The organism is Hyphomicrobiales bacterium, from assembly GCA_002869065.1.
Lineage (GTDB): Bacteria > Pseudomonadota > Alphaproteobacteria > Rhizobiales > Rhodobiaceae > Rhodobium.
Window position 1 is genome coordinate 710,376 of sequence record PKTR01000001.1, and the last position, 25,868, is coordinate 736,243.

At 63.8% G+C, this 25,868-nt stretch carries 23 protein-coding genes; 11 read left to right on the forward strand and 12 right to left on the reverse strand.

Annotated features, from left to right (window positions below):
- Positions 1-17: 17 nt before the first annotated feature.
- A complete protein-coding gene (locus tag C0606_03105; protein ID PLX39510.1) occupies positions 18-899 on the reverse strand; it encodes a MurR/RpiR family transcriptional regulator in 882 nt (293 codons plus the stop codon).
- Between the two features lie 171 nt (positions 900-1,070).
- On the opposite strand from C0606_03105, the gene C0606_03110 reads away from it, so the two are divergent.
- The 7 genes from C0606_03110 to C0606_03140 all read left to right on the forward strand — a co-directional run bounded on the left by C0606_03110 (position 1,071) and on the right by C0606_03140 (position 8,820).
- A complete protein-coding gene (locus C0606_03110; protein PLX39684.1) occupies positions 1,071-1,547 on the forward strand; it encodes a C4-dicarboxylate ABC transporter permease in 477 nt (158 codons plus the stop codon).
- A 5-nt stretch (positions 1,548-1,552) separates the two neighbouring features.
- Positions 1,553-2,830, forward strand: coding sequence for a C4-dicarboxylate ABC transporter permease (locus tag C0606_03115; GenBank protein PLX39685.1), 1,278 nt, complete (start codon positions 1,553-1,555; stop codon positions 2,828-2,830).
- Positions 2,831-2,879: 49 nt separating this feature from the next.
- Positions 2,880-3,920, forward strand: a complete 1,041-nt coding sequence (locus C0606_03120; protein ID PLX39511.1) for a C4-dicarboxylate ABC transporter substrate-binding protein — start codon at positions 2,880-2,882, stop codon at positions 3,918-3,920.
- A gap of 92 nt (positions 3,921-4,012) precedes the next feature.
- On the forward strand, positions 4,013-5,224 hold the full coding sequence (locus C0606_03125; protein ID PLX39512.1) for a diaminopropionate ammonia-lyase: 1,212 nt from the start codon (positions 4,013-4,015) through the stop codon (positions 5,222-5,224).
- A gap of 2 nt (positions 5,225-5,226) precedes the next feature.
- Entirely contained in the window at positions 5,227-6,462 is a 1,236-nt protein-coding gene (locus tag C0606_03130; protein ID PLX39513.1) for a Zn-dependent hydrolase, read from the forward strand.
- A gap of 25 nt (positions 6,463-6,487) precedes the next feature.
- Complete coding sequence (locus tag C0606_03135) at positions 6,488-7,408, forward strand: N-carbamoyl-D-amino-acid hydrolase (GenBank protein ID PLX39514.1); 921 nt, start codon at positions 6,488-6,490, stop codon at positions 7,406-7,408.
- Between the two features lie 92 nt (positions 7,409-7,500).
- Positions 7,501-8,820: a 30S ribosomal protein S12 methylthiotransferase RimO gene (locus C0606_03140; protein PLX39515.1), complete on the forward strand. Its 1,320-nt coding sequence runs from the start codon at positions 7,501-7,503 to the stop codon at positions 8,818-8,820.
- A 5-nt stretch (positions 8,821-8,825) separates the two neighbouring features.
- Here C0606_03140 and C0606_03145 read toward each other — a convergent pair whose 3' ends face one another.
- From C0606_03145 to C0606_03185, 9 genes are all read right to left on the reverse strand, one after another.
- Positions 8,826-10,046, reverse strand: coding sequence for a peptidase M20 (locus tag C0606_03145; GenBank protein PLX39516.1), 1,221 nt, complete (start codon positions 10,044-10,046; stop codon positions 8,826-8,828).
- A gap of 454 nt (positions 10,047-10,500) precedes the next feature.
- Positions 10,501-11,571 carry a BMP family ABC transporter substrate-binding protein gene (locus tag C0606_03150; protein PLX39517.1) on the reverse strand — a complete coding sequence of 357 codons (1,071 nt, stop codon included), beginning with the start codon at positions 11,569-11,571 and terminating at the stop codon, positions 10,501-10,503.
- Positions 11,572-11,685: 114 nt separating this feature from the next.
- Positions 11,686-12,600: an ABC transporter permease gene (locus C0606_03155; protein PLX39518.1), complete on the reverse strand. Its 915-nt coding sequence runs from the start codon at positions 12,598-12,600 to the stop codon at positions 11,686-11,688.
- A complete protein-coding gene (locus C0606_03160; GenBank protein ID PLX39519.1) occupies positions 12,593-13,684 on the reverse strand; it encodes a sugar ABC transporter permease in 1,092 nt (363 codons plus the stop codon). Before C0606_03160 ends, C0606_03155 begins: the two co-directional genes overlap by 8 nt.
- Positions 13,674-15,434, reverse strand: coding sequence for an ABC transporter (locus C0606_03165; GenBank protein PLX39520.1), 1,761 nt, complete (start codon positions 15,432-15,434; stop codon positions 13,674-13,676). Before C0606_03165 ends, C0606_03160 begins: the two co-directional genes overlap by 11 nt.
- A gap of 134 nt (positions 15,435-15,568) precedes the next feature.
- Complete coding sequence (locus C0606_03170; GenBank protein PLX39686.1) at positions 15,569-16,546, reverse strand: quinone oxidoreductase; 978 nt, start codon at positions 16,544-16,546, stop codon at positions 15,569-15,571.
- Positions 16,547-16,692: 146 nt separating this feature from the next.
- Positions 16,693-17,892: a hypothetical protein gene (locus tag C0606_03175; protein ID PLX39521.1), complete on the reverse strand. Its 1,200-nt coding sequence runs from the start codon at positions 17,890-17,892 to the stop codon at positions 16,693-16,695.
- A gap of 272 nt (positions 17,893-18,164) precedes the next feature.
- Positions 18,165-18,881, reverse strand: a complete 717-nt coding sequence (locus C0606_03180) for a phosphatidylcholine synthase (protein PLX39522.1) — start codon at positions 18,879-18,881, stop codon at positions 18,165-18,167.
- A 253-nt stretch (positions 18,882-19,134) separates the two neighbouring features.
- Positions 19,135-20,076, reverse strand: a complete 942-nt coding sequence (locus tag C0606_03185; GenBank protein PLX39523.1) for a metal-binding protein — start codon at positions 20,074-20,076, stop codon at positions 19,135-19,137.
- Positions 20,077-20,306: 230 nt separating this feature from the next.
- Between C0606_03185 and C0606_03190 the strand changes: the two genes are divergently transcribed.
- Genes C0606_03190 through C0606_03200 form a run of 3 tightly spaced genes read left to right on the forward strand, consistent with a single transcriptional unit; the run spans position 20,307 to position 22,501 of the window.
- Complete coding sequence (locus tag C0606_03190; GenBank protein ID PLX39524.1) at positions 20,307-20,762, forward strand: hypothetical protein; 456 nt, start codon at positions 20,307-20,309, stop codon at positions 20,760-20,762.
- Positions 20,759-21,238, forward strand: coding sequence for a hypothetical protein (locus tag C0606_03195; protein PLX39525.1), 480 nt, complete (start codon positions 20,759-20,761; stop codon positions 21,236-21,238). Before C0606_03190 ends, C0606_03195 begins: the two co-directional genes overlap by 4 nt.
- A 48-nt stretch (positions 21,239-21,286) precedes the next feature.
- On the forward strand, positions 21,287-22,501 hold the full coding sequence (locus C0606_03200; protein ID PLX39526.1) for a 2-octaprenyl-6-methoxyphenyl hydroxylase: 1,215 nt from the start codon (positions 21,287-21,289) through the stop codon (positions 22,499-22,501).
- A gap of 33 nt (positions 22,502-22,534) precedes the next feature.
- On the opposite strand, the gene C0606_03205 is transcribed toward C0606_03200, so the two are convergent.
- Positions 22,535-23,653, reverse strand: a complete 1,119-nt coding sequence (locus C0606_03205) for a CoA transferase (protein PLX39527.1) — start codon at positions 23,651-23,653, stop codon at positions 22,535-22,537.
- 121 nt (positions 23,654-23,774) lie between these two features.
- The gene (locus C0606_03210) at positions 23,775-24,734 is read right to left on the reverse strand and encodes a malonate transporter (GenBank protein PLX39528.1); all 960 of its coding nucleotides are present in this window, start codon (positions 24,732-24,734) and stop codon (positions 23,775-23,777) included.
- A 131-nt stretch (positions 24,735-24,865) separates the two neighbouring features.
- Between C0606_03210 and C0606_03215 the strand changes: the two genes are divergently transcribed.
- A complete protein-coding gene (locus C0606_03215) occupies positions 24,866-25,822 on the forward strand; it encodes a lauroyl acyltransferase (protein PLX39529.1) in 957 nt (318 codons plus the stop codon).
- The last annotated feature ends 46 nt before the right edge of the window (positions 25,823-25,868 follow it).

A 25,868-nucleotide genomic window follows, 5' to 3' on the forward strand; every position in this document is an offset into this window, starting at 1 on the left:
CAAGCGCAATTACGCGGTCACGATTCCAGTTCACCGAGCGCTTCGTGCAGCATCTCGACGGACTCCAGATGGCGCCGGCCAACCTCACCCTTGAGACGCACCACCGACACAGCGATCAGCCGGATAACGGCCATGGCGGACGCGTAGGAATCGAACAAGACGCGGGTCTCCGTCTCGCAAACGACGGTCTCTCGCGCAAGCGCCGGCAGTCCGCGCGCCGTCGGGTCGGTGATCAACACGACCGGCACGCCGAGCCCATGCAACGCCGTCATCGCCTTTTCCAGCGGCGCTACCCGCCGCCGCATGCCGACAACGATGACCAGATCGTCCCCATTCAACCCGGCAAGGCGGTCGCCCGGCGTGTCGCCACCATTCGGCACCAGCTCCACATTGCGCCGCATCTGGGCCAACAAACCGCGCATATAGGCAGCGAGATGATGGCTGTTGCGATAGCCGAGAACCACAACATTGCGCGCGTCGACGATGGCACGGGCAATCCGGCCAATGGACTCGGGATCAATGCGTCCAAGGGTACGGGCGATAGCGTCAGTCTCATCGCGAAGAAACAGGGCGATGTCGTTCTCATCGCCCTCGCTCCGGTCGGCACCCGACGACGCCAGGTAAACCGGCGAGCCGGCTTCGCGCGCGTCCCGCGACACCCGTCGCGCCTCCTCGAAGGTCGGGAATCCCAGCCGGCGGAAAAACCGGCTCACCGTTGCCTTCGACACGCCGGCCAGTTCCGCCAGCTCCGTCGCCGAATAAGCCGCGAGATCCCCCGGGAATTCCAGAACCAGGTCGGCAAGACGTCGTTCATTCGGCGTAAACCGCCCATAAGACAGATGAATTCGTCGTTCGATCGGCTGATCGGCTCCGCCGCCCATAATGATCTCCGCCCCCATCGTTCCAGCCTTTCGCCCAAAAAACCGGCGCACACCGCCTAAGAAATTTGCATTTCATCACGATTGACTTAATGAAACGACAATTTCAATATGAAGGCAACGGCATTGCGTCCCAGATGGGGGGAACCGATGGGCAACGTCGCGTCTTTTTCGCTGAAGGCCAGCCGGTGGATGAACCGCTGGGTCGAACGCGCCTGCGTCTTCCTGCTCGTCATCCTCACCCTCGATGTCTGGTTGGGTATCCTTGCCCGCTACGCCATTCCCTACCCGCTGACCTTCACAGAAGAACTCGCCCGCTACCTGATGATCTGGATGGCGCTGCTCGCGGTGTCCTGCGGCATCTCCCGGCGCGAACATATCGGCGTGCTGCTCCTGTTCGAACGCTTCCCGCCGACGGTCCGTAAATGGCTGGCGATTGGCATCGACGTCATCGCCTTCGTCTTCTTCGCCTTCCTCTTCGTCTACGGCATCGGCTTCGCCGAGCGCGGCTTCAGCCGGCTGACGATGATCTACGACATTCCCAAGGGTTATCCGTTCCTCGTTGTGCCGATCGCCGCGCTGCTGTGCTGCATCCAGCTCGCACTCGTCGCAGCGCATGACTTCTTCTCCGCCGACGGCGTGACCGCGGCAGACCGGGTGGACATCTGACCATGATCCTCGTCGCAGCCACCTTCTTCGCTCTCCTCGCAATCGGCATGCCGGTCGGCTTCGTGCTCGGCCTCGCCGGCCTCGTCGGCATCTGGGACATGGGCGGCGGGCGCTTCTTCATGATGGTGCCCGACCGGTTCTTTGCCGGTCTCGACCTGTTCCCGTTCCTCGCCATGCCGTTCTTCATCATGGCCGGCGAGATCATGAACCGCACCGGCATCACCGACTCGCTCGTGCGCCTCGCCTCCGCGCTGGTCGGCTGGATGCGCGGCGGCATGGCCCATTCCAACATGGTCGCTTCCGTGCTGTTCGCGGGCATTACGGGATCGGCGACGGCGGATGCGGCCGCCTTCGGCAACACGCTGGTGCCGGCCATGGTCAAGGGCGGTTACACCAAGCCCTATGCCTGCGCGGTGACCGCCGCCGGTTCGATCATCGGGCCGACCATTCCGCCCTCGACGCTCGCCGTCATCTACGGCTCGATCATGGGCGTCTCGATTGCCGGCCTGTTCGCCGCCGGCATACTCCCGGGCCTGCTGATCTGCGGCGTCTGCATGGTCGTCATCGCCGTCTCGGCAAAGCGCAAGAACCTGCCCGCCGGCGAAGGCCGCCCGTCGGTCATCGCCATTGTCCGCGCCTTCCGCAAAAGCATCGCCGCCGTCGTTCTGCCGGTCTTCATCCTCGGCTCGATCCTCGGCGGCATCGCCACCCCGACCGAGGCCGCTGCAATAGCCGTTGCCTATTCACTGTTCGTCGGCGGCGTCCTTTACCGCGCCCTCGACTGGAAGACGCTCTACGAGATCATGGCCCGCACCGCGCGGTTGACCGGCATCATCTTTCTGGTGATTTCGTCGGCCTCGATCATGACCTGGTGGATGGCCTTCAATCAGGTCCCGCAGGCGATCGCCGAGACGATGCTGACGATCTCCGACGACCCGAACGTCATTCTTGGCCTGATCATTCTGCTGTTGCTGGTGATCGGCCTGTTCATGGACATCACCGCGACGCTGATCATCCTTGCGCCGGTGCTTGCGCCACTGACGCTCGCCATCGGCATCAACCCGGTGCATGCCGGCATCATCATCATCCTCTCGCTCAACATCTCGCTGATGACGCCACCCGTCGGCGCCTGCCTCTTCGTGCTCGCCTCGGTCACCCGAGAGCGCATCGAGGCGATCGCCCGCGAGTTGTGGCCGTTCATCCTCGCCGAAGTCTCGGTGCTCGTTCTGATCGCCTACTGGGAAGACCTCGCCCTCGTCGTCCCAAGATATCTAGGCCTCTAAGGAGAACCCGGCGCAACGTCGCCGCGAGGGCAAACAAACGGAGTGGAACATGAAACTGGTATCGAAATTGGCCAAGTCGGCCGCCGCCCTGTCGGCTGCTGTCCTCCTGACGACGTCGGCCTTCGCCGCCGACGTCACCATCCGCATCGGGCACCTCAACCCGGAAGACCCGTTCCAGAGCCATTCGGGCGCCATGACCGCAGTGTTCAAGTCGCTGGTCGAAACCGCGTCGAACGGTGAAATCGAGGTCAAGCTCTACGCCAACGGCCAGCTCGGCAAGGACAATGAAGTGATCGATCAGGTCCGCAACGGCCTCGTCGAATCCTGCATTTCATCCGCCGGCGGCGTCGCCCAGCACTACCCGCTGGTTGGCGTGTTCGACCTGCCCTTCGCCTTCCCGAACATCGACGTTGCCTCCAAGGTGATTTCGAAGGACAGCGCCTTCGGCCAGAAGTTCATTGCCGACATGGACGGCAAGACCGGCCTGAAGACGCTCGGCCTGATCGATTCCGGCGGCTTCTTCGTCTTCTCGAACTCCAAGAAGCCGATCAAGACGGTCGAGGACATGGAAGGCCTGCGCATCCGCACCATGACGCTGCCGACCCATGAGACGATCATTTCCTCGCTCGGCGGCAAGCCGACCGCTCTGCCCTGGGCCGAGGTCTACACCGCGCTGCAGACCGACACCGCCGACGGCCAGATGAACCCGATCCCGATCATCGCCTTTGCCAAGTTCGACGAAGTGCAGAAGTACCTGTCGATCTCGAACCACGTCATCACGCCGTATGTCTGGTTCATGAACAAGGAATTCTACGACGGCCTGAAGCCCGAGCATAAGGCGATCGTCGACTGGGCGTCCGAAGTCGCGACCGAATCCGGCCGCTCCATGTCCCGCATCATCGAGGCCTCGCAGAACGGCCTGCCGAAGCTCGCCGAGAAGATGGAAGTCAACGCCATCTCGCCGGACGAGCTGAAGAAGTTCGCCGCCGCCTCCCAGCCTGCCGTGCGCAAGCTGATCGAGGAGAAATACGGCGACGAAGGCAAGGCCATGCTCGACGCTCTGCTCGCGGATATCGCCGCGAACATGTAATCAGGCATTCGCCGGAACGGATCTGCGGCGGGCATCCCCCGCCGCAGGCTTCCGGGTTCGGCGCAACAAAAACTAACAGGGAGAGAAATCGCATGCCCCATTCGGTGAGCGATTACACGATTTGCCTCAACAGCCATGCCGACCGCGCCGCCCCTTACGGCCGGGTGCAGAGCGACGTGTTGAACGACGACGCCTTCGCTGTCGCCCGCGCGACCATTTCGGCCTGGCCGGGCTACGCAACAACGCCGCTGGTCTCTCTCCCCGGCATTGCCGCGGCCGCCAATGTCGCCGCTCTCCACTACAAGAACGAAGCCTCCCGTTTCGGTCTCGGCAGTTTCAAAGCTCTCGGCGGCGCCTATGCCGTTTGGCAGGTCCTTGCCCGTAGCGCTGCCGAACGCGGCATCACGCCCTACGACAAGGAAGCCTTCGCCAAGCACGCCGCGGGCATGACGGTGACCTGTGCCACCGACGGCAATCACGGTCGCTCGGTCGCCTGGGGCGCGCAGACCTTCGGCTGCCGCTGCGTGATCTTCATCCATGCGACGGTCAGCGAGGGCCGCAAGCAGGAAATCGAGAAATACGGCGCCGAAGTCGTTCGCTGCGCCGGCAACTACGATGACAGCGTGCGCGAAGCACAAGCGACCGCCGACCGTGAAGGCTGGATCGTCGTCTCGGACACCTCCTACCCGGGCTACACCGAGATCCCCAAGGACGTCATGCAGGGCTACGAGCTGATGGCCGCTGAAGCCATCGAGCAGTGGCCGGGATCAACCCCGCCGACCCATGTCTTCCTGCAAACCGGCGTCGGCGGTATGGCCGCGGCCGTTGCTGCCCAGTTCTGGCGCAAATTCGGCGCGGACCGCCCGACCATCGTGCTCGCCGACCCGCTCAACTCCGCCTGCTGGCTCGAAACCATCAAGGCCGGCGAACCGACCGTGGTGCATGGCGATCTCGATACGCTGATGGCCGGGCTTGCCTGCGGCGAGATCTCCGCGCTCGCCTGGCGCATTCTCGAACAGGCCGCCGACGCGGTGATCGGCATTTCCGATGAAGCCGCCGTCGAGGGCATGAAGCTGCTCGCCGAGGGCCGCTACAACGACCCGCCGCTGGTTGCCGGCGAGTCCGCCGTTGCCGGGCTGATGGGTCTTGTGGTCGTCGCCGACGACGCCGATGCCCGCGGCAAACTCGGTCTCGACGCGACCTCGCGCGTCCTCGTCTTTGCCACCGAAGGCGCCACCGACGAAGCCGTTTACACCGACCTCGTCGGAAAGACGCCCGCCGAGGTCGAAGCAGGAGCCGCCTGACCATGCCGCCGAACCTCAAGATCGATATCGATCGGCTGATGAACCGCATCCGTGCGCTCGGGCAGATCGGCGCGTTGTCCGGTGGCGGCGTCTGCCGCCTTGCACTGAGCGAAGAAGACGGCGCCGGCCGCGATCTCGTCACCGGCTGGATGCGCGAACTCGGCCTTGCCGTCTCCATCGACCGTATCGGCAATGTCTGGGGCATCCGCCCCGGCAGCGAGAACGGCCCGCCGGTGATGCTCGGCTCGCATATCGACACGGTCGCGACCGGCGGCCTCTATGACGGCAATCTCGGCGTCCTCGCCGGCCTCGAAGTGATCGAAACGCTGAACGACGCCGGGCTCGAAACCCGCTTGCCCGTCGCCGTTGCCTTCTTCACCAACGAGGAAGGCGCCCGCTTCGCCCCCGACATGATGGGCAGCGCCGTGCACCAGGGTACCCTCTCGCTCGATGCGGCACTCGCAACGACCGGCATCGACGGCACCACTGTTGACGACGATCTGGCGAAGATCGGCTATGCCGGCGATGTGGAGCCGGCAACGCTGCTCCCGCGTGCCTTCCTCGAACTGCACATCGAGCAGGGCCCGGTGCTGGAGCGTGAGAACATCGAGATCGGCGCCGTCACAGGCGTGCAGGGCATTTCCTGGACCGAATACACCGTCAGCGGCGTCTCGAACCATGCCGGCACGACACCGATGGATCAACGCTGCGATGCCGGTGTCGTCGCGGCAAAGGCCATCGTCGCGGCGCGCGACACCGCGCTCAGTTTCGGCGGCAATCAGGTCGCGACCGTCGGTGCGCTGTCGTTCGAACCGGGGCTCGTCAATGTCGTGCCACGCAAGGCGGTCTTCACCGTCGATCTGCGCAATACCGACGAAACCCTGCTGCAAAAGGCCGAAGCCGAAGTGGCTGCGGCCATCGATGCAGCAGCCAAGGCGGAAGGAGCCAGCGTCACGTCGCGCACCCTCGCCCGCTTCGAGCCCGTCATCTTCGACGACGCCATCGTGTCATTGATCGAGCAACGCGCAACCGAACGCGGCAACAGCGTCAAGCGCATGCCGTCAGGCGCGGGCCATGACGCGCAGATGTTCGCGCCGCACTGCCCGACGGCAATGATCTTCGTTCCGAGCCGCGACGGCCTCAGCCACAACATCCGCGAATACACCGCGCCGGAACAGATCGAAGCCGGCGCCGACCTTCTGCTCGACGTGGTGCTGCGTCTGGCGAACGCCGACTGACATCAACAGCGAAAAGAGACCGCGAATGTCCCGATCCCTTATCATTGCCGCCGCCCAGCTCGGCCCGATCGCCAAGGACGAACCGCGCAGCTCCGCCGTCGCCCGCATGGTCACGCTGATGGAAGATGCGGCCACGCGCGGCGCCAATCTCGTTGTGTTCCCCGAACTGGCGCTGACCACCTTCTTCCCGCGCTGGTTCATGGAGGATCAGGCCGAGGTCGACACCTATTTCGAGACCGAAATGCCGTCTACCGAGACCCGCCCGCTTTTCGAGGCAGCAAACCGGCTCGGCGTCGGCTTCTATCTCGGCTACGCCGAAAAGACCGTCGACGACGACGGCAACACCCGCCGTTTTAACACCGCCATCCTCGTCGGCCCCGACGGCGCGATCCTCGGCAAATACCGCAAGATCCATCTACCTGGACACCGCGAGAACGAACCCTGGCGCGCCTTCCAGCATCTCGAAAAGCGCTATTTCGAGCGCGGTGATCTCGGTTTCCCGGTTTACGAGGCGCTTGGCGGCCGCATCGGCATGTGCATCTGCAACGACCGCCGCTGGCCGGAGACCTACCGCATGCTCGGGCTGCAGAAGGCGGAACTTGTCCTGCTCGGCTACAACACGCCGGTGCACTACCCGCTCGCACCCGAGCACGACCATTTGCAGGACTTCCACAACCACCTCGTCATGCAGGCCGGCGCCTATCAGAACGGGGCGTGGATCGTCGGCGTCGCCAAGGCCGGTTGCGAGGAAGGCTGCGATCTGATCGGCGGCTCCTGCATCATCGCCCCGACCGGCGAAATCGTCGCTCAATGCACCACGCTCGGCGACGAGATCGTGCTCGCCGAATGCGACCTCGACCGCTGCCGCGAGATCCAGGACAACATCTTCAATTTCAGCGTCCATAGGCAGCCCGACCAGTATCGCCTGCTCTGCAAAGCGGACTGACCGGCGACCTTCTCAGCCGCAAAGCGCTTGATCCCGCCGGCGCAAACCGCTAGCGACACGATCTGAAACCACCCATTTGCACTGGACCGCCGATGTCGAACGACGCGCCCCGCATCTCCTTTGTCAGCCTCGGCTGCCCCAAGGCGCTGGTTGATTCCGAGCGGATCATCACGCGGCTGCGCGCCGAAGGCTACGAACTGACCCGCAGTCACGCCGGCGCCGACGCGGTCGTCGTCAACACCTGCGGCTTCCTCGACAGCGCCAAGGCGGAGTCGCTGGAAGCCATCGGCGCGGCACTCGCCGAAAACGGCAAGGTCATCGTCACCGGCTGCATGGGCGCCGAGCCGGAACAGATCCGCACCGTGCACCCGAACGTTCTGACGATCACCGGCCCGCAGCAATATGAAAGCGTCATGGCCGCCGTGCACGAGGCCGTGCCGCCGGCGCACGACCCGTTCCTCGATCTGGTGCCGCCGCAGGGCGTCAAGCTGACCCCGCGCCACTACGCCTATCTGAAGATCTCGGAGGGCTGCTCGAACCGCTGCAGCTTCTGCATCATCCCGAAACTGCGTGGTGATCTCGTCTCGCGGCCGGTCGATCAGGTGCTGCGCGAAGCTGAAAAGCTGGTCGATGCCGGCGTCAGGGAACTGCTCGTCGTCAGCCAGGATACCAGCGCCTACGGGCTCGATCTGAAATACCAGAGCGCGACCTGGCGCGACCGCGAAGTCCGCACCCGCTTCTACGACCTTGCTGAAGCGCTCGGCGAGCTCGGGGTGTGGACCCGCCTGCACTACGTCTACCCCTATCCGCATGTCGACGAGGTCATCCCGCTGATGGCCGACGGCAAGGTGCTGCCCTATCTCGACATTCCCTTCCAGCACGCCTCACCGAAGGTGCTGAAGGCGATGCGCCGCCCCGGCGCGCAGGACAAGACGCTGGAGCGGATCCGCAGCTGGCGCGAGATCTGTCCAGATCTCGCCATTCGCTCGACCTTCATCGTCGGTTTTCCGGGCGAAACGGACGAAGATTTCGAGATGCTGCTCAACTGGCTCGACGAGGCAAAGCTCGACCGCGTCGGCTGCTTCAAATACGAGCCGGTCGCCGGTGCCCCGGCCAACGATCTCGCGTCCCCCGTCCCCGACGAGGTCAAGGAAAGCCGCTGGAACCGCTTCATGGCCCGCCAGCAGAAGGTCAGTGACAAACTGATGCGCCGCTCGCTCGGCAAACGCATCAAGGTCATTGTCGACGAGGCAAACGGCACGACCGGCACCGGCCGCTCGATGTGGGATGCGCCGGAGATCGACGGCGTCGTGCATCTGACCAGCCGCCGCCCGCTGCGTGTAGGTGATATCGTCACGGCCAAGGTGGAAGCCACCGATGCCTACGACCGCACGGCCGTCGTCGTCGGTTGATCTTGCTAGCCCTTCGGCGAAAGCAGATCGACCAGCGTGCGCGCGACCACCTCGGTCGCGGCCTTCAGATCGCCAAGCTTGAGATGCTCGTCGCTGCTGTGGCTGCCGGTGGCAAACAGCGACTTCGGCCCGGCGCCATAGAGAACCGTCGGAATGCCCGCCGACGCATAGTGGCGCGCGTCGGTGAACAGCGGCGCGCCGCCGACCACGACTTCCTCGCCGAACACCGCCTGCGCATGATGGCGCAAGGTCTCCGAAAGCCGCGCCGCGCCCGGATTGGGAACCAGCGGCTCGGCCAGCATGAGCCGCCGGCATTCAACGGTCACCCCTTCAATCGCCGGCGCGGCATTCTCGATCAGCGCGATCAGCTCCGCCTCGACGACGTCACCGTCTTCTTCCGGGATCATGCGTCGGTCGATACGCAGCTTTACCCGGTCCGGCACCACATTGGTGTGCACACCACCCGAGATCGTCCCGACCGTCAGCTTCGCCGTCCCGATGCCGGCAATGGCGCTCTCGCGGGTGGATATGCGCTTGCGCTCCTCATAGAGCGCGGCAAGGATCGGCGTCGTCGCCTCCAGCGCGTCGGCCCCGGTGTCGGGCATCGCCGCATGCGCCTGCTGACCGCGCACCACGACCTCGAGGTGCAGACAGCCATTGTGCGCGTTGATGATGTTGTAGGAAAAGCCGTCGCAGATCGCGAGATCGGGTTTCGTTACCCCAGTTTCAAGCAGCCATTTCGGCCCGACGAAACCGCCGAGCTCTTCGTCATAGGTCAGATGCAGCTCGACGGTTCCCGCAAGCGCGCGCCCTGACCGCGCAACAGCGAGCAGCGCGAACACATAGGCGGTGAAGTCGCTCTTGGCATCGACGGCACCACGACCGTAGATCACATCGCCGGTAATCTCGGCACCGTACGGGTCGACCGACCACCCGTTTCCCGGCGGCACCGCGTCGCCATGGGCATGCAGCGCAATCGTCGGCCCCTCGCCGTCGCCAAAAACCCGCCGGACGATCAGATTGGTCACCGACTTCATTCCGTTCTGACGCACGAACGGCTCCGGCACGGGATGGTGTTCAACGGAAAAGCCAAGCTCTTCCAGCAACTCCGCCGTCATGATTGCGTGTTCGTCGCAGTCGCCCGGCGGATTGTCGCTCGGTGTCCGAATGAGTTCTTGCAGGAAGGCGACTTCGCGCTCGAAATTCTCTTCGATCACGGTTTTCATTGCGGATGGTCCCCAGGCGCAGCCGGATACCAATGGCGGACAGGCAAATGCCCCGTGGCCGAACGCTGAAAAGCGGCCACATCGTCCAGGGAACCGGAATGGAGCGAGTTGGTTGCGGTCATGATACGACCGCCGGTGTCGGGCACGCGCCGGAGGCTGAGCCTATCGTCGCTCCTGCGGGTGCCTTCGTTCGAGGAGGAACCGGATCGTCCGTATCGGCGGACAATGCCGCCGCATCTGCGTGACTACTCGGGACGTCGTTCACCGTTCCGGCCTTTGTTTCCTCTACCGCAAGCGTCGAGCGCGATCAGATCGCCGCCGCGATTGCCGCCCCAATTTATCCCCATTGCGGCGGCTGTCACAATCCTTTTTGCAGGCACAAGGATGCCTTAAACGACAAACCGGGCGGCTGCAGCAGCAACCGCCCGGTCTTTTGATCGCGAAGTGCCGGCGTTTATTGCGGCAGCTTGTCGTCGATGCCCTTCACGTACCAGTTCATGCCGAGCATGGTGCCGTCGTCGAGGTTCGCGCCCTCGCCGATGACCTCGGTGCCGTCCTGCTTGACGATCGGGCCCTTGAACGGATGCAGTTCGCCGGACTCGATCTTGGCCTGGACGTCCTTCGCCGCGGCGACGACGTCTTCCGGCAGATTGGCGTACTCAGCCATCACGACGAGGCCGTCCTTCAGGCCTTCCCAGCTCGCCTGCGACTTCCAGGTGCCGTCGATCACGGCCTGGATGCGCCTTGCGTAATACGGTCCCCAATGATCTTCGATCGCGGTGTACTGGGCCTTCGGCGCGAACGACGACATATCATGCGCCTGACCGAAACCATGCAGGCCGCGTTCCTGCGCGATCTGCAGCGGCGCCGGGGAGTCGGTGTGCTGGGTGATGATGTCGGCGCCCTGGTCGAACAGGGCTTTCGCCGCGTCGCCTTCCTTGCCCGGATCGAACCACGAATTGACCCAGACGATCTTGATCTTGAAGTCCGGATTGACCGACTGCGCACCGAGCATGAAGGCGTTGATGCCCATCACGACTTCCGGGATCGGGAACGACACGATGTAGCCGGCAACGCCGCTCTTCGACATCTTCGCCGCGATCTGGCCGATGATGTAGCGGCCTTCGTAGAAGCGGGCGTTGTAGGTGGTCACGTTGTCGGCGGTCTTGAAGCCGGTGGCGTGCTCGAACTTCACGTCCGGGAACTTCGCCGCGACCTTCAACGTCGGGTCCATGAAGCCGAACGAGGTCGTGAAGATGATGCCGCAACCGGAACGGGCAAGGCGCTCGATGGCGCGCTCGGCGTCCGGGCCTTCCGGCACGTTCTCGACGTAGCTGGTCTCGACTGCGTCGCCGAGCTTTTCCTGGGCGTAGAGGCGCCCGGTGTCGTGGCCCTGCGACCAGCCGCCGTCATTGTGCGGACCGACATAGACGAAGCAGGCTTTCAGCGGATCGGCCGCATTGGCGCCGCCGGCCATCAGGCCGAGAGCGACAAACGCGCCCGCGAGGGTGAGGCTTTTGCGCATTCAGTAGTCTCCCTGTTTCGGCGTGCCGCGCATGGCGCGCCGGTGTTTGACGTGCAGACGTCGACCGGCGCCAAGAGTGCGTCAGCCGACGATACGGTACAAGTGCGGACCCGATCAGCGGTCCGGCACGAAGGACTGGCCCAGACAGGCCGGCGTATTGACCCGCATCAGCGTACGGTCGCGTGAAATCACGACGAGCACGATGACGGTGGTAAGGTAAGGCAGCATCGACAGGAACTGCGAGGGAATGCCGATACCGAACGCCTGGGCGTGCAGCTGCAGGATACTGACGGCACCGAACAGCACCGCGCCAATCGCCAGCCGTGACGGCAGCCAGGACGCAAAGACGACGAGCGCAAGCGCGATCCAGCCGCGCCCCGACGTCATGTTCTGCGTCCATTGCGGCGTGTACACGAGCGACAGATAGCCGCCGCCGAGTCCGGCGCAGGCGCCGCCGAAGATCACCGCGAGGAACCGCACGCGAATGACGTTGTAGCCAAGCGAATGGGCCGAGACGTGATTGTCGCCGACCGCACGCAGGACGAGCCCGGCGCGACTGCGGAACAAAAACCACGACACGGCCATCGTCAGAAAGACGGCGAGATAGGTCAGCGGATCGAGGCCGAAGATAATCGACCCGGCAACCGGCAGATCGCTCAAAACCGGGATATCGAGTTTCGGTAGGCCAAGCCCCGGAATGCCGACAAAGGCATCGCCGATCAGCGCCGAAAGCCCCAGTCCGAACAGGGTGAGAGCGAGACCCGACGCCACCTGATTGGCCACGAAAACGAGGGTGACGACGGCAAACAACGAGGCCATCAGCGCACCCGCGACCGCAGCCGCCAGAATGCCGACGACCGGCATGCCGGTCAGATGCGCCGCCGCGAAGCCGCACACCGCGCCGACCGCCATCATGCCCTCGACGCCGAGATTGAGAACGCCGGAGCGCTCGGTCACCAATTCGCCGATGGCCGCGAACAACAACGGCGTCGCGGCCGTAATGATGGTCAGGAGGATGCCTTCAAACATTCCCATGACGCGCCTCCCCTGCCTTGGACGACCACACGATGCGGGCGCGATAGAAAATGAAGGTGTCGCATGCGAGCACGAAGAACAGCAGCATGCCCTGGAACACACGGGTGATCTGGTCCGACAGGCCCATTTCGATCTGCACGCCCTCGCCGCCCATGTAGGACAGCGCCAGCAGCAGGCCGGCAAACACGATGCCGATCGGATTGAGCCGACCGAGGAAGGCCACGATAATCGCGGTGAAGCCATAGCCCGGCGACACCGAAATGCGCAGCATGCCGATCGGACCCGCCGCTTCGCTGATACCGGCAAGGCCGGCAAGCCCGCCCGACACGAGGAAGGCGAGCAGCACCATCTTGTTGCGGCTGAACCCGGCAAAGGCGCCCGCGCGCGGCGCCTGGCCAAGCACCGTGATCTGGAAGCCGGTAATCGTGCGGTGCAGGACAAACCAGGCCGCAAGGGCAATCACCACGGCAAACACGGCATTGAGCCGAACACTGTCGCCGAAGGTCACCGGAAGAAGCTGATCGCCATCGAACGGCCGGCTGTCGGGGAAGTTATGCCCCTGCGGATTGCGCCAGGGCCCACGCGCCAGCCAGTCGACCAAGAGCTGCGCGACATAGACCAGCATCAGGCTGGTGAGGATCTCGTTGGCCCCGAACCGGGTCTTCAACAGCGCCGGGATCGCGCCATACACCATGCCACCGAGAATCCCGAGCGCGAGCATTAGCGGCATCACCAGCGGGCCCTGGAAGTCCGGGAACAGGATCGGGACCGAGGACCCGAAAATCGCCCCCATCACCAGCTGCCCCTCGGCGCCGATGTTCCATGTATTCGAATAGAAGCAGAGCGAAAGGCCAACAGCGACGATGATGATCGGCACCGCCTTCACGATCAGCGCCTCGATCGACCACATCGCCGTCAGCGGATCGATGAAATAGATGTAGAGCGCGCGGAACGGGTCGACACCGATGGCGGTGAAGATGAGAAACCCGGCAATCACGGTCAGCGCGATCGCGATGATCGGCGACAGCAGCGCCATGGCCGCGGAGCGGGTCGGGCGGCGGATCAGTTCAATGCGCATGATCGCCCTCCACGGCATCCTGAACCAGGCGGCTGCCGCGTTCGGCCCCGCCGCCCATCAGCAGGCCGATGCTTTCACGCGTGATGCCTTGCGCGTCCTGCGGCGGCGACAGATGACCTTTGGATATCACCGCGATGCGGTCGGAAATCTCGAGGATTTCATCGAGGTCCTGGCTGATCACCAGAACCGCGGAACCTTCCCGAGCCAGATCGATCAGCGCCTGACGGATGATCGCCGCAGCGCCCGCATCCACGCCCCAGGTCGGCTGACAGACGACCAGCACGCCGGGCTTGCGATCGAATTCCCGCCCGACAACGAATTTCTGCAGATTGCCGCCTGATAGCGACGCCGCTTCCGGGTCCGGCGTTCCCTTGCGCACATCGAACATCTCGGTCACTCGCCCGACGATGGTCTTTGCCCCGCCGAACGATACGATGCCGGAGCGCACCAGCCCCTCGCCCGTGCCGTGCCGGGTCAGCAGCACATTCTCCGACAGGGTGAGACGCGGCACCGCGCCATGCCCGAGCCGTTCTTCCGGCACGAAGGCAGCGTTCAGCCGCCGCCGCGCATTGACGCCCTTGCGCCCGCACGGCTTGCCGTCGATCTCGATCGCCGCGTTGGTATTCGCCGCCGTTTCTCCCGACAGGGCATCAAACAATTCGTCCTGGCCGTTGCCGGCAACGCCTGCGATGGACACCACTTCGCCGCCCCGCACCTCGAGCGAGACCTCGTCGAGCGCAACTGCGAACTGATGCGGCGCCGGCAGTGTCAGGTCATGGACCCGGAGCCGCACCGGCGCCCGTTCATCCACGGCAGTGGCGGCAACCAGCGGCCGGACATCGGCACCCACCATCATGCGTGCCAGCTCACCGGCGGTGACTTCCTGCGGATCGCATTCGCCCACCACCTTGCCATGCCGCAGGATCGTTGCGTGATGGCAGATCTGCTTCACCTCTTCGAGCCGGTGACTGATGTAGAGCACCGAACACCGCTCGGCGGTCAGCCGCTGCAGCGTGACGAACAGATCGTCAGCCTCCTGCGGGGTGAGCACCGATGTCGGCTCATCCATGATGATGAGTTCCGGCTCCTGCAGCAGGCAGCGCACGATCTCGATGCGCTGGCGCTCACCGACCGAAAGGTCGGCCACCAGCGAGTTCGGGTTGAGCGGCAGGCCGTACTCCCGCGAAACGGACGAAATCTTGTCCTTCAGCTCGGCGAGCGGGGTATCGCCGGACAGCGCGAGCGAGATGTTCTCGGCGACCGATAACGCGTCGAACAGCGAGAAGTGCTGGAACACCATGCCGATACCGAGTTGGCGCGCTGCTGCGGGATTGGCGATGTGAACCGGTTCGCCTTTCCACAACACCTCGCCCGATGTCGGCTGCAACGCACCATAAAGGATTTTGACCAGTGTCGACTTGCCGGCGCCGTTCTCGCCAAGCAGCGCGTGGATCTCGCCCGGCATGATGGAAAAGTCGATGGAGTCATTGGCTGCAAGGGAGCCGAACCGTTTGGTGATCGAGCGCGCTTCGAGAAGCGGAACAGAGTCGCGGCCTTCGATGCGGCTCACCCGTTCTCTTGCAGTCGGTTCCTCGGCACTCACGCGACCCACCCCCCAATCAGTCGATCCACGACAACCTGATGCACGTACCGTGCCGGTCGCAACAGGTGAGAGTATCGCGTGATCGCGGTGAGGTCTTCCCTTGATTCGCGAGTTGGCGCGGTTCTGCGGTCGTTTTGCGACGATCATCCACAAGAAATGGACGGACTAAATTCCGCTCGCGCGCAGGCGCTGAAAAAACAGGCGGCAACAGACTGAAAACAAGGCAAAAAGGCACCGCAACCGGGCCGGCCGCGATGCCTCTGAAATATCGACTGTTCCGCTTAGACCGTGAACACCGACGAACCCGTCGTCCGCCGGCCTTCGAGGTCCTGATGCGCGGTGACCGCATCCGCGAGCCGGTAGGTCTGGTTGATCTCGATCTTCACCGCACCCGATTGCACGACGTCGAACAGATCGGCCGCCGTCGCGTCCAGTTCGGCGCGCGAAGCGATGTAGGTGAACAGCGTCGGGCGGGTCGCAAACAGCGAGCCCTTCTGGCCGAGCAGCCCGAGATTGAAATCGCTGACCGGACCTGAGGAGTTACCGAACGACACCCACATGCCGAGCGGCCGAATGCAATCGAGCGAGGCCGGATAGGTGTCCTTGCCGACGGAGTCGTAAACGACATCGACGCCCTTGCCGTCTGTCAGCTCGCGCACCCGCTCGACGAAATTCTCCTCGCGGTAGTTGATGACGTGCGTATAGCCGTGCGCAAGCGCGAGCTCGGCCTTTTCCGCCGAACTGACCGTCCCGATGATCTTAACACCGAGATGCTTCGCCCACTGACCCGCGATCAGGCCGACGCCCCCGGCAGCCGCATGGAACAGCGCCGTGTGCCCCGGCTCGAGGCGGAACGTGCGGCGCAGCAGGTATTGCGCCGTCATGCCTTTCAGCATCATCGCCGCCGCCGTCTTGTCGTCGAAGCCTTCGGGCAGCACCACCAGCCGATCGGCGGCCACGATGCGCTCTTCGGCATAGGACCCGATCGGACCGACATAGGCGACCCGATCCCCCGGTTTCACGTCGGTGACGCCCTCGCCGACCGCGACGACCTCACCGGCCCCTTCGTTGCCCGGCGTGAACGGCGTTCCGGCGGGCGCAGGATAGAGACCCGAGCGGAAATAGCAGTCGATGAAGTTGAGACCGACGGCCGTATGCCGAATGCGTGCTTCGCCCGGACCCGGATTTCCCGGATCGAAGCTTTCCCACTTCATCACTTCGGGACCACCCGGCTCATAAACCCGCATGCCATGCGACATCGTCATCACCCTGTTGTTCGAACGAAACCGATTGCGCCGACGGCGCCTGATGCCACGGTAGCGATCCGGCGCCGCCACGCAAGCGCCGAATACGCAAACGCCCCGCCAACCCGGCGGGGCGCCTGCAAACCTGTCGACGGTGCCCGTTACACAAGGATGAAATCGGCGACCGTAATGTTCGGAATATTCTCGAAGATCGCGACCTGTATCGGCAACGCCGCTCCGTTGCCTTCCGGGTAGTAGACGAGACCGCCATCCCCGGTGTCGTAGGTCAGGGTCGGCTCGCTGGTCACCGGATTGCCATCGATGATGAAGTTGTGATCGTTGATCAGCAATTCGATCTGGAAGCCAGCGATCGACAGGCAGATCAGATCTTCGGTGGGGTCGAAATCGGTGACGTTGTCCGGCCCCTCTCCCGGCGCGTTGAAGCCGAGCGAGTCGTTGCCCGCCCCCAGCGTGATCCGGTCGAGGCCGGGTCCGCCAAAAATCTTGTCATTGCCGGTATTTCCAAGCAGCGTGTCGTTTCCCGCGCCACCGTAGATCCGGTCATGCAGGCTGTTGCCGCTGAACCGGTCCGCCTGATTGCCGCCAATCAGCCGATCGGACCCATCACCGCCCAGAATGGTGTCGGCACCGTCACCACCCTGGATCGTGTCGCGTCCGCCCTCGCCGAGAATGCGGTCGTTGTTGGCACCCCCGGCGATGGTGTCGTTGTCGTTGCCAGCGAAGATCGTATCGTTCCCGGCACCTCCGGCGATGAACTCCTTGCCTGTCGTGCCGCCACGGATCAGGTCGTGCCCGTCACCGCCGAACAACGTGTCGTCGAGCGTGCCGCCGAGCAACGTGTCGTCACCTGCTTCACCGGACAGTCTGTCTGATCCGGCATCGCCGCGCAGGAGATCGTTCCCGCCACCGCCGAAAAGCGTGTCGTTCTGCAGGCCGCCAAACAGCTTGTCCGGCGAGTTGTCTCCACCGCCTCGCAGCAGATCGCGGTCATTGCCGCCATAGAGGGAGTCGCGCCCGTTTTGGCCGAAAAGCCGGTCATTGCCGGATCCGCCGTAAAGTTTGTCGTTGTGGAAACCACCCTCAAGCGTATCGTTACCCGTACGCCCAAAAAGCTGATCGCGCCCGCCAAGTCCGTCGAGGAAGTCGTTCCCGCCCAGACCTCGAATGGTATCGTTCCCCGCGGTGCCGATCAGAGCCGGATTGGCAACACCGTCGTCGTTGCCAGCCGTGCCATTTATCACGGCAGCAAGGTCGATCAGATCGCTCGTCCCGACCAGTCGAAATAAATGTGAATATTCACTGGAAAGCCCGAGCCTTCCAACAACATCATTATCTGCCATGACTCCCCTCCCTGGCCGTCTTTTATTTCCATATATTTCCGCATACCGTAGGGGAAGCGCGGGTACCGAGCCACAACCAGAGAGTATTTCTCACGCCATTGTGAGAAATTCCAAGTTCTCCGTGAGCTTCTATTCACGGGAATGTTTGCAAGTCTGGAAATTACGTGAAAGCGCGGAAAAAAGGGATCGATGCCGTCGAACATCAGGACGACGCGGCGGAAATCAGGATCGTCACGATCCCGCACACGCAGCAGCGATCATGGAGCGGTGCCTTAGCGGACTTCGCGCCGGTTGTACATCTGGATGATGAAGCCGATGACCGAGAGATAGGCGGTCGTCACCAACAGGCCCCAATAGGCCCACGGATCGGGCTGCATATCCTGCAGCAGAGCGACGGCGCAGAACACCGCCCAAAGCGCCGTCACCGTCAGCGTCAGCGGCCGCCACCGCTTCACGCGCACCGGATGCACGAAATGGATCGGCGCGAATGTCAGCGCGGCAAGCAGGATAAGGATGGAGAAGGTAGCGATCGCACCGAGGTCAGCGACAAGAAGGTCGAACACCGCCACGTTCCACACCGCAGGAAATCCCCTGAACGAGGAATCCGCGGTCTTCATCTGGGTATCGGCGAAATACAGCGCGCCGGAAACCACGATGAGCACGGCAGCGATGATGTCATAGGGTGACGGCAGCACCCCGGCCGCGATCAGGATCAGCGCCGGCAGGAACACATAGGTCGTGTAATCGATGACGAAATCGAGCGCGGCACCGGACCAACGCGGCAACACTTCGCTGATCGCCAGACGACGCGCCAGCGGTCCGTCGACGCCATCGACGAACAGCGCAACGCCAAGCCAGGTGAAGGCCATGACGATATTGCCCTGCATCAGCGCGAGACCGGAAAGAAGCGCAAAGGCCGCCCCCGAGGCCGTCAGCAAATGGACGGAAAACGGGACCGAAAGAAACGGCTCGACCTTTTTTCGGGACATATGACCGCTCACGAACCGCTCCAATCAAGTCGGCACAGTGCACTCGACCGGCCGGCGAAGTTCCAGTTGCGCCCCAACACCCGGACTCGTCTTTTACCAGTCCGGCAAACAATACTATCGGAAGCAATCCAGTAGTCCGAATTGCCCGCCCTTACAAGCTCTTCGCCGTTTTTTCCTGTCAACGGCACCGCCGAATCGCCGTCTTTTTGCCTAACCGGATACCGCTGATTCCCCGACGTCACCCGCAAGAGCATCAAAGACCGATGGCGCGCCGAATCGGTTCCGCCATCAACAGAACGGCCGCGCCCCACACCAGGAACGTCACCCCGATGGCGCGCGGGATCCACGGATTGATGACCATTTTCTCGATCGACATGAGGACCCCCAGCACGGCGATCCAGACGATGTTCATGACGCCGACGGCGAACATCACCGTCATCAGCGCCCAACAGCAGCCGAAGCACAAAAGCCCCTGATCGACACCAAGCCTGAACACGCCGGGAAAGTCGCCGCGCCAGTTTGTGTAGAAGAACGGCAGCGGCGTCTGGCAACGCGTGAGACAGGCATTTTTCGCCGGCGTGAACTGGTAGATGCCGGCGGCCATCAGCGTCGTCCCGGCGAGAACCAGGCTTGCCGGCGCCATCATCGGCGTCATCACCCGCAATTCCGTCAGCCCCCATTGGGCAAACGTTGCGACAACTCCGAAGACGCTCCACACGCTCAGATATCCAAGCCCGAGCACGACCACAGGCGCGGCCTCCTCACCCTTGGCGCGCGCCTTCTGGGCAAGGTCCGCATAGGTGGCGAGCATCGGCGCCGCCGTCGGCAGCATCATCGCGAACGCCATCATCACCCACATCAGGAAAACGAGCGTCAGATCGATGATGCCCCAGGATCCCGTTGCCGGCATGCCGAAACTCGCCGCCGTCCCGGGCGAGCAAAGCGCCACCAGCGCCGCGCGCGCCGCCGCGTCGAGGCCCTGAAAATTGTTGAAAGCGTTGAAGATACCCATGCCGGGGCCGAGTGCGGCCATGTCCATGTCGGGCACCATGACCGCAACCATGATGGTCAGATACGCCCAGCCGATCCCGGCGGTCAGCACCACCAGAAGGGTGACGATCAGCTTCGGCCGCCGCGCGAACCACGCAAGACCGCGGTCTGCGGCGCCGAGATGCGAGTATCCTTCCGGGTCCATATGTCCCGCCACCTGTTACCGAGGAAAAGCCATCGCCCCCGAATTCGGCAATTCCGCGTCTTTCGTCAAGGGCGGCATGCAGAAAGGACCGTTTTCCCAGCCCGCGTGCGACATCACGCCCGGCCCGTGCGACCAAAAGTCAGCACGGGTTCAGACGTTTCTTTCGCCATACTTGGGAAAAACACCACCATATCGATCGAACCGGTTCGCCTTCTCTTTTGGGGATGGGTATGGAGTCGCAATTCGGCCTTACGGTCTCCGATGTTATTGTCGCCGGGATTTTCCTCGGCGCAGGCGCTGTCTGCTTCTGGTTCATTCTCGGACGCGGCTTCGGGATCGGAGACGTTATTCCGGCCTTCTCAAGCCGCCTGCGCTGGTCGCAACGCTGGCCGCGCCTGTTGTTTGTCGTCGGACTTCTGATCGGCGGCGGGATCGGCTTGTGGTTCGGCTCGCCCGATGTCGACCTAGACGAATTGGCCGGCAGCCCGACGCCTTTGCTCATTGCCGCCGGCGGTCTGCTGACCGGAATCGGTTTGCGGCTGATGCGCGAAGGGCTTGCCGGCCACCTGATCTTCGGTCTTGCCAAGCAATCGCAGCGCTCGACCGTCGCCGTCGGCGCCGTGTTCGCCACAGCGCTCGTCACGGCCATCGGATCCGCCGTCCTCTTCGGCGGGGCCGCGCAATGAGCCGGTCGCTCTTGCTCACCGCGACTGGTGTGCTTGCATCCGGCATCCTGTTCGGCGTCGGCGCCGCGCTTTCAGGTCTGACGGACCCGGATCAGATGGTCGCCTTTTTCGATCTCGGCCGGATTCCGGAAGGAACATGGAACCCGCTACCGCTCGCCGCTCTCGTAATCGCCCTGATCCTGTCGATGGCCGCGATCCGCCTCAGCTATCGCCGGCATCACCGCGACCCCGAAGGCCATGCCGCCCCCATTCGGTTCACCAACAGGATCGACGGCAAGATGCTGCTCGGAGCTGTGCTGTTCGGCGCCGGTTGGGGCATTTCGGGCCTGTTGCCCGAAGCGGCCATTGCAGCGTTTGCCGGCTCGCCGGGCAATGCAACGCTGTTTCTCGGCGCAATGGCGGTCGGCTTCGTGGCGGCAAACGCGGGAATGGCGTATAGAAAACGCGATACGTCACCGCCGGACCCGTCGCCATAGGGCGCAGAGCGAACGGCGGACGGAAAGAACGAGCAGGACCCAAGCAATATGGCATCAGCGCTGCCCTCATCCTTCGACGTCGCCGTGATCGGTGCAGGCCCCGCCGGCATGTTCACCGCACTGGTGTTTGCCCGCGAAGGCTTCGATACCGCGCTGATTTCCCCGCGCCGGGTTGTCGACGACGCCCGCACCACCGCCCTGCTCGACGCCTCTGTGCAGATGCTCGCGGCCATCGATCTTTGGCCTGAAATCGCGCCGCACGCAGCCCCCTTGCGCATCATGCGGCTGATCGACGACACCGGCCGGCTCATTCGCGCACCCGAAACCGCCTTCGACAGCGGCGAACTCGGGCTTGAAGCCTTCGGCTACAACATCGCCAACCGCGACCTCAACGCCGAACTGACCAAGGCTGTCGAGGTCTCAGGTCTGACCTGGATCGACGCCAGCGTCAGCGCCATCGACCCCGCCGACGACAAGGTCACCATCACACTCGACAATGGCGGCAGCGTTGGCGCAAAGCTCATCGCCGGCTGCGACGGCCGCAAATCACCGAGCCGCGAAGCTGCCGGCATCGAAGTTCGCCGCTGGTCCTACGATCAGGCCGCGCTCGTCGCGAACTTCACCCACGAGGCCGCGCACAACGACACGTCAAGCGAGTTTCACACGCCGACCGGCCCGTTCACGCTCGTGCCGCTGCCGGGCAAGCGCTCGAGTCTCGTCTGTGTCGAACGTCCTGACCGGGCCGAAGCCCTTGCCGCCCTCGACGACGATGCGCTGTCGGCCGAAGTCGAGCGCCGCGCCCACGCGATCCTTGGCGGCATGCGCATCGATGGGCCCCGCCAGGTGTTCCCGATGTCCAGCATGGTCGCCAACAGCTTTGGCGCCAACCGCATCGCGCTCATTGGCGAAGCAGCTCACTATTTCCCGCCGATCGGCGCACAGGGGCTCAATCTCAGCCTGCGCGACGCGGCAGCCCTGTGCGAGATCAGCGCTTCAGTGAAGAAACAGGGCGGTGATATCGGCGGTCCCGACGCCCTCACCCGCTACGACCGCACCCGCCGCCCCGACGTGTGGTCGCGCACTGCCGGTGTCGACATGCTCAATCGCGCATTGATGAGCGACTTCCTGCCGGTTCAGCTCGTACGCGGGTTCGGGCTCTATGCCGCCGGCAAGATCGGCCCGCTTCGCCGCCTGCTCATGCGCGAAGGCATCACGCCGCGCCTCGGCACGCCGCGCCTCGCCCGCCGCCAGCAAAACGGCTGACAGGGACCGAGCCCGAGCCACAGCGGCGCGCGTTCACGCCAGAAAGCGATCGTTGTCGGCCCCGAGCGGTGGCACCGCGCCGTCGGTTTCGGCTGAGCGGAACTGCGGCGCGACCGGAACCACGGCCGCGGGCAACGTCTCTCCCGCCGCATCCGTCACCGTGTAGTCGAACAGCCCGCGCCCGCGGAAATGCGGATCCTGCATCGCCGCTTCGAGCGATTCCACGATGGTCACGCAACAGTCGGCCTGCTTGAACACCGGCGCCCAATGGGAGGCCGGCTTTGCGCGGATGATCGCGGCAATGGCATCGCGGGTCGCAAACCGGTCGCGGCTGTCGTCCCGAAACTCCTCCGCCAGATCGATCGCCGCACAAAGAACCGTCCAGAACCTGTCTTCGATCGCCGCAACCGCGACGAGACGCTCGTCCGACGTCGGATAGAGCTGATAGCGCGGCGACCCGCCGGTCAGAAGCCAGTCGCCCGGAAGCGGGAAAGTCCCCGTACCGGTTCCCTGCGCCTGCGCATAGAGGGAAAAGGTGAAGTTCGTATCGACCATGGCGATATCGAGATAGGTGCCGACCCCGCTCTTTTCCCGCCCGAGCAACGCCATCAGGATGTTGCTGACGGCCGGAAACGTGCCGCCGCCGATATCGGCAATCAGCGCCGGCGGAACCACCGGCTTGTCGATCGGACCATGCGCCATCGCCAGCAGCCCGGTGGACCCGACATAGTTGAGATCGTGGCCGGCCTCGTTCGCCCTCGGCCCGCTCTGGCCGTAACCGGTGATCGAGCAATAGACGATGCGCGGATTCATTGCCTTCACCGCTTCATAGCCAAGCCCGAGGCGCTCCATGACGCCCGGCCGGAACTGCTCGACCAGAACGTCGGCGCGCTCCAGCAACGGCCGCAGGCGCTCGACCGCATCGGCAGCCTTGAGATCCAGCTCGACGCTCCGCTTGCCCCGATTGAGCAGGGCGAACGGTGCGGAATCCGTGCTCCAGCGCGGCGGATAGCGGCGCATGTCCTCGCCGCCCGGCTTCTCGACCTTGATCACCTCCGCGCCGGCCTCGGCCAGCATCAGCGTCGCCAGCGGCCCCGGTAGCAAGGTGGTGAAATCGACGACGACGTATCCCTCAAGCGGTTGCCCCGACACGCGCTTCCTCCCTCATATCCCCTCACGCGTGCGGTTCTTGATGCCGCCGCGTTATTTTTTTCGATGATAGCATTCCGCAAGCCGCTGTCGCCTGAAACCTTGGCTGCCGGGCTGCGGGCGTTCAGAAATTCAGAACCGGCAAATGCCCGGATTTGATCAGGTAGAGAATGCCGGTGACGGTGAACACCGAAACCACCGTCCCGATCAACACCGCGCTCGAGGCGCGCTCCACATAGACCTTGTACTGCTGGGCGATGACGAAGACGTTCGCCGCCGGCGGCAGGCATGCCATCAGCACCGCCGTCGCGATCCAGATCGGGTCAATGCCGCCGACCCAGGACAACAGCAGGAACACGATGATCGGGTGCACGATCAGCTTGATGAAAAGGATTCCTGGCAGTTCGATCGGCACCCGCTTCACCTTGCCGAGCGACACGGTGACCCCGAGCGCGAACAGCGCGCAGGGCGCTGCCGCCGAGCGCAGATAGGTCAGCAGCTGATCGACCGCTGCCGGCGGACGGAAATCGATCGCCGCCGCGGCAACGCCGGCGATGGTCGCCAGGATGAAAGGATGCGTGAAGATGCGCTTCAGAACCAGCAGCGCCGCCTTGCCGATGCTGCGGTCATCGCTGCCGTCAATCGCCATCATCAGCGGCGCGAGCGTGAACAGGAGCGTATTGTCGAAACAAAAGATCAGCGCGGTCGGAACGGTCGCGACCGGCCCGAGCGCGGCGAGCGTCAGACCCGGCCCCATATAGCCGATATTGGAATAGGCCCCGACCAACCCCTGAATGGTCGCTTCGGGAATGTTGCCCCGGGTCACGACAACGCCGATGCCGAAGGCGAGCGCGAAGGCGCAATAGGTTGCAAAGGTCGTCGAGGCAACGAAGGCGAAATTCGCCAGCTCCTCGATCGGCGTGCGCGACAGGAGCTGGAAGAACAACGCCGGCAACGCGATATAGATCACGAAGAAATTCAGCCAGGCCAGGCCATCGGCCGGTATCTTGATGAATTTGCCGGAGAAATAGCCAAGGAAGATGAGGCCGAAAAACGGCATCGCGAGCGACAGAACTTCTTCCATAAATTCTGTCCCCTGCCCTTCCCGGTGGTCCTCGCCTGTCGCGGGGATTGCAACGCTCCCCGGCCGTCTTTATTGACATTCGCCTATCGGCTATCGCCGCGCCGGTCAATTGCCGTCTTCGCATAGCCCGTATGAATGCCGGAATGCACATTGTGAAAAGCGAGCAACCGCGCCCGCCACGTCTGGTCCATTACATTGAATATGTGGCGCTTCGCGCCATGTTCTGGCTCGTGCGCGCGCTGCCGCTCAACATCGCAAAGTCGATTTCCGAAACCGGCGTCCGCAAGATCGCGCCGCTGACCCGTCGCCATACGCGTGTTCTCGACCATCTGCGCCACGCCCTGCCGGAACGCACTGAAACCGAACGCAGAAAAATCGCCGATGAGATGTGGCGCAATGTCGGCACCATTGCGATCGAGACACTCGTGCTCGATCGCCTCGCCGCCGAACCTGACCGATTTTCCTTCGAGTACAACGGCGTCGACGAGGTTATCCGAGCCGCGCCGAACGGCTGCATCTACGTCGCTTGCCACTACGGCAACTGGGAGGTGCTCCCGCTCGCGGCCCACGACCTGAAGCGCTCTCTGGCCGGGGTCTATAAACAGCTCAGCAACCCGCTTTCGGAGCACTTTCTGAAGGAACTGCGTGAGCCGTTCTATCAGGGCGGCCTCTTTCCGAAAGGCTACACGACGGCCCGCCAGGTGCTGTCGCTGGCCAAGCAGGGCAAGGACATCGCCGTCCTGGCCGATCTGCGCGACACTCGCGGCGTCGAGGTACCGTTCTTCGGTCGCAACGCCTGGGCGACCCCTTTCCCGGCCCTGATCGCCCGCACCTACGACCGGCCGTTGATCGCCGTTAGGCCCCGACGCATCGGCCCTTCGCGCTTCCGCTTCGAACTGGAACAGATCGACGTTCCCCGCACCGACGATCGCGCGGCCGATATCAAGGCCGCAACGGCCGCGGTCCATGCCGTGTTCGAGCGCTGGATTCGCGAATGCCCCGACCAGTGGTTCTGGACCCACCGCAAGTGGGACTACGCCACCAACCCGCCCGAATCCGGCCCCGAGAATTCGTCAGAACCCGCCTGACCCGTCGCCTCATGCGACTTGATGGTTATTGCACTGCACTCACGGA